8 protein-coding genes are annotated in these 11,929 nt (G+C 56.5%); 2 read left to right on the top strand and 6 right to left on the bottom strand.

The genetic code is table 11. The features are described 5' to 3' along the window. Positions 1–912 precede the first annotated feature (912 nt). Together IVB05_RS10230 and IVB05_RS10235 are read right to left on the bottom strand one after the other, a co-directional pair. A complete protein-coding gene (locus IVB05_RS10230) occupies positions 913–1,581 on the bottom strand; it encodes a hypothetical protein (RefSeq protein WP_247784045.1) in 669 nt (222 codons plus the stop codon). A gap of 61 nt (positions 1,582–1,642) precedes the next feature. Further along, positions 1,643–2,392 carry a hypothetical protein gene (locus tag IVB05_RS10235; protein WP_247520601.1) on the bottom strand — a complete coding sequence of 250 codons (750 nt, stop codon included), beginning with the start codon at positions 2,390–2,392 and terminating at the stop codon, positions 1,643–1,645. A 1,446-nt stretch (positions 2,393–3,838) separates the two neighbouring features. On the opposite strand from IVB05_RS10235, the gene IVB05_RS10240 reads away from it, so the two are divergent. After that, a complete protein-coding gene (locus IVB05_RS10240; RefSeq protein ID WP_247784046.1) occupies positions 3,839–4,096 on the top strand; it encodes a hypothetical protein in 258 nt (85 codons plus the stop codon). Between the two features lie 37 nt (positions 4,097–4,133). Next, positions 4,134–4,811: a 2OG-Fe(II) oxygenase gene (locus IVB05_RS10245; RefSeq protein WP_247784047.1), complete on the top strand. Its 678-nt coding sequence runs from the start codon at positions 4,134–4,136 to the stop codon at positions 4,809–4,811. A gap of 964 nt (positions 4,812–5,775) precedes the next feature. Here the strand turns inward: IVB05_RS10245 and IVB05_RS10250 are convergent. The 4 genes from IVB05_RS10250 to trpC form a co-directional block, all read right to left on the bottom strand. Further along, on the bottom strand, positions 5,776–7,074 hold the full coding sequence (locus IVB05_RS10250; RefSeq protein WP_247784048.1) for a hypothetical protein: 1,299 nt from the start codon (positions 7,072–7,074) through the stop codon (positions 5,776–5,778). Positions 7,075–7,263: 189 nt separating this feature from the next. Continuing rightward, positions 7,264–8,796, bottom strand: a complete 1,533-nt coding sequence (locus IVB05_RS10255; protein WP_247786648.1) for an AMP-binding protein — start codon at positions 8,794–8,796, stop codon at positions 7,264–7,266. Between the two features lie 1,350 nt (positions 8,797–10,146). Further along, complete coding sequence (locus IVB05_RS10260; protein ID WP_247784049.1) at positions 10,147–10,671, bottom strand: flavin reductase family protein; 525 nt, start codon at positions 10,669–10,671, stop codon at positions 10,147–10,149. A 435-nt stretch (positions 10,672–11,106) separates the two neighbouring features. Continuing rightward, positions 11,107–11,925, bottom strand: a complete 819-nt coding sequence (gene trpC, locus IVB05_RS10265) for an indole-3-glycerol phosphate synthase TrpC (protein ID WP_247520596.1) — start codon at positions 11,923–11,925, stop codon at positions 11,107–11,109. Positions 11,926–11,929: the final 4 nt, after the last annotated feature.

The raw sequence follows: 11,929 nt of genomic DNA on the forward strand, positions 1-11,929 counted from the left end.
CTGTGTTTCCTGGCGTCTGAAGATCCGCGCCGAGGCATCCTCGACTGTTTCGTCCTGATGTACTGGAAATCAGCGCCATGGCACAAATCCCAATTTGCATTCCGAACAAGCGAAGGGCCGATTCATGGGGATCGCCCTGCAAGGTCGAGGACAGGATGAAGACGACGTGGGGAACCGGTCTTTCCAGCGCATGCGTACACTGGTGGCCACCGCTAATCAGATCGCATTGTTAGCAACCATGATAGCCCCGAGCACACTAAACACAGGTCGGATACACTAATGCAAAGAACCTGTGCTTGCCCGGATCGGCGAACCTCGCAACGCACATCCCTACGTCTGTGCAATAGCGTCGACTTAGACGCGGCTTTGGACAGGTCCGGTACGCCGGCGCTCCGTCGTCGCCTCGCTGCATGGCGACGTCGCCACGCGAAAAAGATGCCTAGCGACAACCTTGCCAGAGACCCAAAAGTGTTAAACGGAGCCGATGAGCACGTGGAATAGGAGCTGTGCTGGGTTGGCCGTCATTCTGCGATCATACTGGTATCGTCTGAGCTAATGACAGTCCTCTTCTAAACTCTGTGATCCTTGTCGCCGGCCGCTGGCCGGGCACATGGGCAGTTTGTCTCGTTGTGTTTGAGAACGTACAATCTGACGCTGTGTACGAGCGTGAGTTTCCAAAATGCTGCTGTCCTGTTGCAACCGCAACGGACGAGCAGGTAGATGGGGCTTTGGTATGTGAGCAGATGCGCGGAGCTCATCGGCCGACAGGTTGCACGGTTGAGTAGGCCACGCATCGCCGAAACGTGGCCGGCAGTTAACCAACCGCACCATAGACCGGACATGGATGAAAGCGATCCGATCGCACTTCAATGAGCTCGTGCGCGACGGGAGCCGGCTGCATTGAGCTCCGGCTCAAGACGATCGCTCCATCAGACTCAATTCGAGATCGCGGAAGATGGTGTAGTTCCGCCGGATCCACTGATGCAGCTCGCTGGACGAATCCCTCTCTTGGCGCAGATAGCCGGTGAAGGAAAAACTCAGTCTGTTGATATAGATCTTCAGAAATACTGGCAACGCGCTGAAATGGAGCACGCGGCCGAGGTCCAACGCCTCTGGCGATTGGCTCCGCAGCACGAATTCATTGTGGACGGTGATCAGCGCCCGTGGCGGAATGTGTCGCCGCAGCATCTCATAGCTGCGCGCGGACACGCGGTTGGTGTCGGCGACGAATAGGATGACCGGCGCAACGCGGCGACGCAGCGCCTCCTTCATGAAGCCGATCTCCTCGCACATTTTGAAGAACTCGTCGAAGGCGTGGAAGCCGAGATCGATCACCTTTGCCAACCCGTCATTGACGATCAGCGGGTCCATCAGCCGCATCTTGCCGTAGGTGTCGATCACGTCTGCGGTCTCGGTGATATTGGGCAGGTAATCGAGCAGCGAGGGCTCCCTCAGATTTATATCGAAGGAGAGCACCTTGCCGTTCTTCAAGAGCAAGAACTCGCTCAACAGCCGCGCGATCAGGGTTTTGCCGACCTGCGGGGTAGGAGAGCAGATGACGTAGACGGGCGTTGCTGACATCGCAGCTATATCGGGCGAAGTTCGTGCATAATCCAGCTCTGCATGCGACGGAACGAGGCGACTATTTTTCGCCGCCGCGCGTCACCGACTTGGCACCGACCAGGTCCGTCAGCTTGATACGGTCGTATTCGCTCCAGACATTGGTGAGCCAGTGCCGAACATAGCCGCGCAGCACGAACGAGTAGTTGGTGGCGTCATCGTGCCGGCCCTTGTTGGCGACGAAGTTGAGGAACGGGACGGAAGCGACCTCGACCTGCTCATAGGCCATCTCGTTGAGCTTGGGGATGGTCAGGTCGGTAGCGTGCTTGATGCGATGGAAATAGGAGTTGTAGGTCGACTGGTCCCACTGGAAGAACTGGGTGTCGTTGATGAAGTTCTTCACCAGGAAATATCTGGCTCCGCTCATGAAACGCGAGGTCTCGGCAATCTCGTCCAGCGAGGCGATCGAGGATCCCAGAATATGGAACACGGCAAAGGTGCTCTGGCCGGACCGCGCGTCATCCAAGAAGCCGATGTCGCGCAGTGATGCGAGCGCAGGTGACAGCAAGCCCGCGCGGACGTCGATCACAGTGACGGATACCCCTGAGCTCAGCGTATCAAAGATCTTCATTTGGTCGGAGGTCGTCGTCATGTCGACGATTTCGGTGATGTCGGGATGGAAGCGCTTCAGAGTGCCGCGCGGTGATTCGGTGTCGAATGCCCGGGTCGGCACGTTGTTGGCGCTGAAGTAATCCAGGAGCGTCCGCGACACGGTCGTCTTGCCGACCCCGCCCTTATCCGCACCCACCACAATCACAACCGGCTTTACCATGGAATTCCCTTCACAAGCGCTAACCCCGATCGCGAAGCGCGCGATCAGCAAGTCTCGAACACTTCTTTGGAGGCAAACGTGGCAGAAAGAAGGGACAAGCGGATCTTTGAGACGTTACCAAAGCAATTGGTGGGCTTTCTAATATCATTCCATCACGACGTATCGCGAAATGCATGCGAACAATACTGATGGTGCTCCACGTCAGCTTTGCAATAATTTGGAAGAGAAGTGCGGCGACGGCGCTCGGTGATGATCACTGCTTTCACCATCAGCTGCACATCATCGGTATGGATATGTAGTTAAGTGCTTGAATTTCACGTAGCGTCAGGTTGTAGCGTGGAAAAGGCGAAGATCAACGCTATGCGACGCAAGCGTCTATCGCTCATGGCAAATCAGGCTCGAGCGGCAAGGAAAGGGCGCGCTGAAACTTGTCCCCTGGCTTAGGTGTTTTCGCTAAGCTTGCGTATTGCTTCGTTGCCAAGCCATTGAATTCTCTATCTCTCTCTCTGCATGCCCGGGTTCGAATGACGTTATCCCAAGCTTCTCCTTCTAAGCTGCAACAACCTTCAGAGATACCAGTTGGCGAGCACTTGGCTAGCCGAGCCCGGGCTCTGCTTGGTCCCCATCCGTTCGCTGCGGAGATGTCCAAAGATCGGGTTGCCAGTCTGCTGCCAGAATACTTGGCGATGTCACAAGCGTTCCCGTACCTGCAGGCGGGATCGCAAAGGGATCTCATATTCGACGCAATACATCGCAATCGAGACCTCCCGAGGGACGTTGAGCTGACCAGTGTGGTCGCAAATTTTATCTGCTGGGATGAAACGGGAGGTCATAGTCGGGTTCTACAAGGCGGCAACGCTGCGTTACCCAGCACTCTGAACACAGAAAACTTCCACTCAAAGCTCTTTAAACGAGATGCGTGGCGCCTACTTGGCCGAGAAATACAACCTAACTACAGCGCCAGAACGAGCCGTTACTTGCGTGCGCTATATCATGGCTTGTCGTCGAGAGACCCCATAATGCGCTGCGCCTACATGGTTGCCTTTGAGCTACATGCTGCGGAAATAATCCAGGCACTTTGGACCACTTTAGTCATAACCTTTGATGCTCGATCTAACGATCTTGAGTATTTCCAGGTCCATGTTGGCGGCGAGGATCCTGCGGAGAAATATCACGGAGAGCATGACAAGCAGGCTCATTAGCGAACTGGTCCCTGCCGACTGCAATAGCCGTTTCTTGGATGAATTCGACCGGGCGTATGATCTCAGCTTAGAGTGGTGCCGCAATCTAGTCGGAATTGATTCGCTTGACGGAGATGGTCGGCCGGAGGTTGAACACAGTGGCCGCTGTCACTGTGGGTCTGTCAAGTTCTACGTACGAGCGCCAGCAGAGATTTCTGCAGTGAAGTGCAATTGCTCAATCTGCGAAATGTCTGGATTTTTGCACATGCTCGTTGCCGACGACAAGCTCAGGATTGAATGCGGCGAAGAACTCCTCACTACATACAAGTTCAATAAGAACATCGCTCGGCATACGTTTTGTCGGGTTTGCGGCATCAAGCCATTCTATCGGCCGCGATCGAATCCTTCAGGATTCAGCGTAAATGTTCGATGCCTAGATGGAGCGACGATCGAAAGCATAAGAATAGATGATTTCGACGGCCAGAATTGGGATCTGGCGATCCGCTCGTTGCAGGCAGATTAGAAGAGTCGAATTTGAGTGAATCCGAAAGGCGCGCACAATGAGTGATAAACTTGGTCTGCTTTCAGAAGATGCCATCGCGAAATACCGTGCAGAGCTGGCAGATAAAGGTACGGTCCTGATTGCCCCCGATACGCTGTTCACCAAAGACGAGTTGACGAGGATCGATCAGCTGCAGTCCGATATTCCAGAAGAACAGGTTCGGAAGGGAGATGCCGGCGATTGTCACAATGTTTTTGTGAAACGAGTGCGGCTAGATCACGCCGGCCATAATCCTAGCAACGTGAATGGTACAGCTTCAGCGCAGATCATCGAACTGCTGGAAAGAAAAGAGCGGGTCTCTGCGCTTAGAAGGATCTTCGGAGCGTCATCGGAGTACGTGATTCGTCGATGCCAAGTGCATCGCATGCCGCCTCGGTCCTTCGTTGGTATCCATTTGGATGCTGAGAGCGACCCCGACTTCGAGTATTCTGTAATAGTTCAGCTCGCGACAGAGTTCGAGGGCGGTGAGTTCGTCGTGTATCCAACCGACCGTAAACTCCAAGTGTTTCGTCCACACTTAGGAACAGTGCTTATCACAACATGTAGGTTCTGGCATGAGGTAAGGCAGGTGCACGCGGGGGAACGTCGGTCACTCGTCTACTTTTGTTCAAAATACGACGGTGCGAACCGCCGGATAGTCGAAGACCATTCCGCTCGCGTGCGGTCGGCTAGCTAGATGGCACGGCGTGTGATGGCGTCGCGAATGAGGTCTATTGATGCAGGCCGGATGCCCTAACTGGATGCGCCCGTAGCTGCGCACAAAGATACTTTGTGGTCTTCGTCGCCCGTCGCTATAACGGAAGGACTTTGTTCTGGCCAACCCATCGCCCTGTCGCCCAGGGCTCGTTGGTTGTGCTGGTTCGGTATGCCCAGCAAACTCTTCCTGCCGGAGAAGCCCGGGGCACGACGATGGGCAACAATGACAACGCTCGCGCGCATGCTCGCGCTCTGGCCCAGTGATCGCGTGCCGTCAACGTCGCCGGAGCCCGCGCCACCGATCACGCACGAGCGTCTCGGGTTTGGGCGCCAAGCGCGAAAGGACACGAGCCGAATTGATCGTGCCCAGTTAGAGATCGCGAGCCGCGAACCCGTGGAGAGCTCTCACGTCGAGCACCGCCGTCGCGGACGCGTCCTTCGGTCAGGTCGGCAGGTCTGCCGCGCTTCATGCCATGTCGTAGCAGAACTAGTTGTAGTCTGGTAACTTAGCGTAAGCTTACGAAAACGATCTTGCTCGATACTGTCGCACTCGCGCGCGGAATCTAGATGGCACCGACAAACGCCGCAGCGCCGGCCTAACTACTTTGATCAACTGAAGAACAGGGCCAATTACCGCAAAGTTGGCTGCCGATCTGCATCGCTCCGGAAGTCTGGTGCTCCGCGCGTCGGGAGTACAGAAACTAAACCGTTTGCACGGTTGTGGTATGTTCATGAGAAGCGTGACAATTCGTGCGCCGAACAAGGTGGGTTTGGAATGGCAGAATAAGACAGCGGCGCGAGCGGCCACTGAAGAGAGTGCTTTGCCATCTCATCAGGCGCCTTTGGGCTCCAGCAGATGGTTGAGAACAGGGCTGTTGTGCAAGTTGGAATAAATGGACCGAACAAAGCATCTTGAAGGGTGGAACATGGGGCAGTGGTCCAGATCAGACTATCCTCAATAATCGATGCTCGAAATTCCGGCCCACCAGCCTGTCGCGCGCGATCACGAGACACTCCACCGTGCCTGCCTCTTGGTCGGCGGCAAGCGGAATAACGCCTTCCTTGTGTATGCTATCAAATAGCAATCCTTCATCGACAAAGCAATCAAGCGCCGTTCGGAGGGAGTTTAGTCGGACATTCCGCACAGATGAAATCACGTAGGAATGGGAATAGTCCGCTCCTAGCAACCGGTCAGCAATGCTGTGCAGTACCGAGCCTCCGCCCCACCGACCGTTCGCTTCATTAAACAGCAGCCGCCCGTCGATCGAGAAAATGGCATCTATGTTGATCATTCCGCGGTAACCCAATGTCCGCACAAGCTCCACAAATCGATAGGCGTGCGCGTAAGCGGTCGAGTACTGCTCATTGCTCAGGTCGCTCGGAAGCTCTAGACCAGTCCAGACGAGAGCTCTTTCGGCCCGATCTTCGCTTCGATGCAGACGTATGTTTCCACTGTTGACGTATGCGATTGAACCATTTTCCTCGATTTCAAACTCGAGGTAGAACAGAGAACGGGCCAAGTGGTATGATTCTACGACGACTGTTTTACAGGAGGGGGTTGTCATCTCAGACCAAAGTGCATCAGGATCAAACGACGGCCAAAGGACCCGCCGCGTCTCCCTTGCCCCAGGTAGTGGAGCGCTCTCCTTGCCAGTTAATATGACATTTCCAACCCCGCCGGCTCCATTATCTAACTTTACAATGACGCTGCCGGTTTCAAGCTTTAGGGAGTTGACCGCTCTGAACAATTCTTCTGAGCTTGTTGCTATGCATCCACTGGGCAACGGAAGCGTGACGCTTGTTGCCAATTGACGGAAGTGGCTTTTACGATTCAATAGATCAGGGCCTCGCTGCAGAGCGAAGTCCTCCCCGTTCTGCTGTATGCCGAGCATTGCCGCCAAGCGCGCAACGCCTTCAGTAGAATAGCAAGCACATAGTTCCCAATGTGTTTTCTCACGAATGTGGCGGCGGATTTGTTCCACAATTGTATTGGACTGCAGAGTGAAGTCACAAAGGACTCGGGTCTCGTCCGCGTTTTCTGGCACGAGCACCAGGACAGTCGATGGGTCGAACCTTAGCGTCGCGCCAACGTAGTGAAGCAGGTCATTTGGGATCGCTACCGGAGAGACAATTAGGTCGCCCGCTTGCGCAAACCATACGGAGCGCCAGGCCGACTTGGCTGCAAGCGAAAGTTGGATTGCCGTCAGATCGGCACCCGACATTTGGGCGGTACCGGCGTTCATAATTAGGATCCGCGGCATCAACGAGCTCCGTGGTACTTGGCATATTGCGACGGAAGCGCAAGCCGCACTACGATTAACGTGCGGCAGCGTATTAATGTAGAGCAGTTGATCGAAACGGCTCAGTGAGCTTGAGACGGAAGATCGCCTGCGGGAAGCAAGGGAAATATTGCCAGACCCAATCCGCGATATTCATTTGGTGCCTCCCTGCTGGCTTCGCGCATCGAGCGCTTTCAGCATAAAGTGCTGGATCTTGCCCAACCCCGTTCGCGGCAATTCTTCCGTGAAAATGATTTCGCGCGGCACTTTGAAACGGGCGAGCTGCGACTGCATATGCGCGTTCAGTGCTTCCGCTTCAATCCGCGCGCCCGACCGCCTGATCACATAGGCGACTGGTACTTCATCCCAACGCGAATCGGGCCGACCCACGACAGCGCATTCTGCAACATCGGGATGCTCCACAAGCACACGCTCGACTTCCGCCGGATAAATGTTTTCCCCGCCGGAAATGATCAGATTCTTCTTACGATCATGGACCCAAAAATACCCATCGGCATCGCGGCGGCCGATGTCGCCAGTGTGATACCAGCCGTTATGCAGCGCCTCGCGCGTTGCTTCTTGATTGCCCCAATATTCGCAGAAGACATTAGGCCCGCGCACGGCGATCTCGCCCAGGGTGCCTGGCGGCAGTTTGTTGCGCCCATCATTGATGATTGCCGCTTCGCAGAGAAGGCCGGGCAGGCCAGTCGTACCCTCACGTGAGAGATCACCGCCGAGCCTCGTATAGACAGCAATTGGGCAGGTCTCCGTCGATCCATACACCTGCAGCACTGGTACGCTGCGTGTGACAAAGCGTTCGATCAGGTGCTGCGGCACCATGGTTGAGCCGGTGGAAATTGCTCTGAGTGAGGTCAGGTCGGTGGTCGACCACTGGGGATGCTCGGTCAGGGCTTGAATCGTGGCAGGCACCAGCACGGTCAGAGTTGGCCGTTCGCGCTCGAACGCAGCAAGCGTCGCCTCTGGCGTAAACCGCGTGTGGATCGTTACCGTCGCGCCGTGATGCAACGCTGGCGTCGTCTGGATATTGAGGCCACCCACGTGGAACAGCGGCAACACTGTCAAGACATGATCAGCCGAGGTGAGGCCATGCATGTGCTGACTCATAACCCCATTCCACAGCAACGCCTCTTGGCGCAGCACAGCCCCTTTCGGCCGCCCTGTGGTGCCCGAGGTATAGACGATCAGAAGCGGGCAGGACAGGTCCGTGTGCGGATTGCGACCATCGCCGCGCCCTCGGTTCAGCAGGCCATCCCATTTACTTCCGCCGAGGGGCACAAAATCCAAGCCGACGACAAAGATATCCGGCAGTTGCTCCGCCAGCACCGGCAGGAGTGCCTCGAAGGCTTGTTCGACCACCAGCACCCTGGGGGCGGCGTCGGAAAGGATGAAGAGCTGCTCGGCGAGCGCAAGCCTCCAGTTCAGTGGCACGAGCATTGCGCCGAGCCGCGCGCACGCATAGAGCAGCACCAGATGGTCAGGCCGGTTAAGGCTGAGGATCGCGACGCGATCGCCTCTCTCCACACCGAGCTGGCTTTTTAGGGCGCGCGCGACCTGCTCGATCCGTTGATTGAAGAGCGCGTAGCTCAAGGTCTCGCCCTGGAAACGGATCGCGGGCTTGTCGGGAGAGAACGCCGCGTTGCGCTCAATCAGCGTGCAGAGATCAATCATTAGTCTTCCGTTTTCCCTGGCTTGCGCAGTACTTTCCCTGCCGAAGCGGCCAATGAGAGCTCCTCAACGTCGCTCGAAAGGTATCAATTACGGCTTTATTGTCTTAGATGAGGCGTCTCCCGTCAGGTATCTGCAAGAGTGCAGCTTGTGACGAAGCCATGGGGCCTCAGATAGGGTGGATGTAATCCGGAGACTCAAAGTGTAGGCTCTTGCTCACGTACTTCAGTTTTGCCCGACAGGGGCTGCGTGCATCCGACAATGGTGATAAGCGCACCATGACGAGAGTCTCGTGCGCGATCTTCTCAGTACAGGCTCGCCACACATATAGGCGGCTCCGGCATCTCCATCTTTGAGGCCGACAATGGCCCGGCATTGGCCTTCAGTGTGGTTGACTAGCAAGACCTTCCTGGAGCCGTCAGGTCTTTTCACATTCCCGCTCCGAGATACTCGGAAATCTCTTCTATGTCGCGCCGATCCTGGCGAGCGAAGCTTGCCGCCACAGCTCCTTGGGAGCTTCTGCAACCCAGTCGACTTTTATGCGTTTGCGCGATCTTGTCGCCATACCAGCTCCCAGGGGGCTGTGCGGACAGAACAAAACCACGCTTCTCGGATTGAGCGCGGCGCGGCCGGAAGCCGGCGCCACCTGTTTTGAGATCTTACAATTTGACGCCACGTGCGATTCAAGTCCTTTTGGGCGGCCGTCGTGTGCATATGTTCATCTGGCCCGAGCCGGGCTAGCGTGCCAGCGCCAAGGCCTTAAGGGCGCCGTCTTGGTGAGCGGCGCAGCTGATGCCTGGCGGGTTCCCATTCAGGGCTGATCTTCTTGCCGCCATCATGCTGTCCGCTTCTGGGCAAGAAGCCGAGCTGCCAAAGGAGTCGCTATCGAGACAGATTAGGGACGAGTGTCACTCGCATGCAGGGCACTAACTCAGGATGCGAGCTGCCTCGGATTTTTCTGATCAGAACCTTCTTTCGATGTGTGCGCGAATCGCATTTGCTTTAGCGTCAATCCAGCCGCGCTCGCGCGCGCTTGCGACCATCTTGGCATAGGCTGCTTCCCAGGTTTCGTTGTCCTTGGGGCAGCCAGGCAGGATAGGCATAAATCAATAGGCACCAGCGCGTTGTCGTGGTCAACGAGCGTGATCCCTTTCAAGTCTGAAGGCTTGGCGGCATGCGGGCCCTTCAAGACGAGCTTAAACCCGCAAAAATCGAAGGGCTCCGCCAGTTGCACCCCTCTCTCGGGCGAGTATTCTAAGATCATAAACTCGGCTCCTTCATTGCGGCTTTCAACGTAAGCCTAGCCGCAGAGTTTCGTTACGAATAGCGAATTGCGGTGAAAACACGCACTCAGCCGTACAGTAGCGTTCGAAGCTCGCCACGGAAGCTGATGAGTGGATTGCCTTGAGCTGCTCGCGTCGCGACAACCCGGCCGATAAAGATCCCATGAGTGCCGATGATTTGGTGGTGATGCAAGACGCATTCGAGCACACAAACTGCGCTTTGCAGTACTGGTACGTCAAGGACGCCCTGATCCCATGGCGCTGTATCGAAACGATGGACACCGTTTGCGCCATGCCGGCCGGCGAAACGCAGTGCGAGGTCCTGCTGATTGCCGCCGAGAAGACTCACGCCAAAAGTGCCGTTGGCCAGTATCGCGTCGTGAGTTTCGGAACTGGCATTAATGCCGACCAGCAGGCAGGGAGGCTCCATGCAGATCGAGGTAATAGAGCTGACAGTTAAGCCGCGCCGTCCGTGGGCCGTTCCGGTCGCTACAATGGACACGCCGCTCGCCAGATTTCGCATGGCTTGGCGAAACTCGATCGCCTCGATTGACCGAATATCGCTTATCCCGGGAGGCGATTGGCAGCTCATAGGCTAGCTCCAGAGTGGCGTTTGACTTCGAACCTTTGAGGCATGCGGAGATTGCGTAGGTTCGCGACCGTTGAAGTTGCCTCCGCGCTGTTCGCGTTTGGTGGCACCGATAATCTGACTGATCTGGCGATGCAGCTGAACACAGCATAGACCGCACTCATCTGACGAATCTCCGACTCGATTTTTGAAAACTTTCCATGATTCTGCCGTTAAAATCCCCGGGCTAGGGCACCGCTATTTCGTTCAAAAGGTGCATTTCGCCTCTCCATCACCGGCTGCACTTATCGGCCCTCTCAAAACAAGGGAGACCACGGCTCCGGGCTGACGTGATTGAGTTCCGCGAACCTTCTGAATGCTGAATAGCCGTCGTCGAACAGCGGCGACGCCGAGCAGTATTCGGAGCGAAGGGAGCTTGGCTGGGAGGTTTTGCGCGCATCACTGCGCTCCGGTTGAAACCGCCGCCTCGCGCGAGAGCAGCGCGCGGGTCGCCGCCCTCACATCAGCCTGCCGCATCAGACTTTCTCCGACCAGGAAGGTCGAAATGCCAAGCCGCGAAAGACGCAGAACATCGCCCTGCGAGCGGATACCGCTTTCGCCGACGATCACGCGATTCTTCGGTACGAGCGGCGCCAGCGCTTCGCTGATCGTAAGAGAGGTCTCGAAGGTGCGCAGGTTGCGGTTGTTGATGCCGATCATCGGCGAGCGAAGTTTTAGCGCCCGATCGATCTCGTCGACGTCGTTGATCTCGATCAGCACATCCATACCATGGGCCATGGCCGCAGCCTCTATCTCACGAGCGGCTTCGTCTTCGAGCGCCGCCATGATGATCAGGATGCAGTCGGCCCCCTGAGCGCGCGCTTCTGCCACCTGATAGGTGTCGAACAAGAAGTCCTTGCGCAGCACCGGAAGATATGTTGCCGCGCGCGCCGCGACCATGAAATCAGGGTCCCCCTGAAAGAGGTGCGTGTCCGTCAGCACCGACAGACAGGCCGCGCCGCCCCCTTCATAGGCCCTGGCTAGCGAGGGCGGATCGAAGTCGCTCCGGATAAGGCCTTTGGAGGGAGAGGCCTTTTTGATCTCGGCGATCAGCGCATATTCATCTGCTGCGTGCTTGTTGCAGATGGCGGCGAGAAAACCCCGCGGGGGCGAGGCCTGCCGCGCCAGCGCTTCGACCTCTGAAAGTGGCAAGGCGCGCTTGGCGGCTGCGATCTCTTCGCGCTTGTAGGTTTTGATCTTCGTCAAGATATCGGACATCGGT

This window comes from Bradyrhizobium sp. 170 (assembly GCF_023101085.1).
In the GTDB taxonomy this organism is placed as follows: Bacteria; Pseudomonadota; Alphaproteobacteria; order Rhizobiales; family Xanthobacteraceae; genus Bradyrhizobium.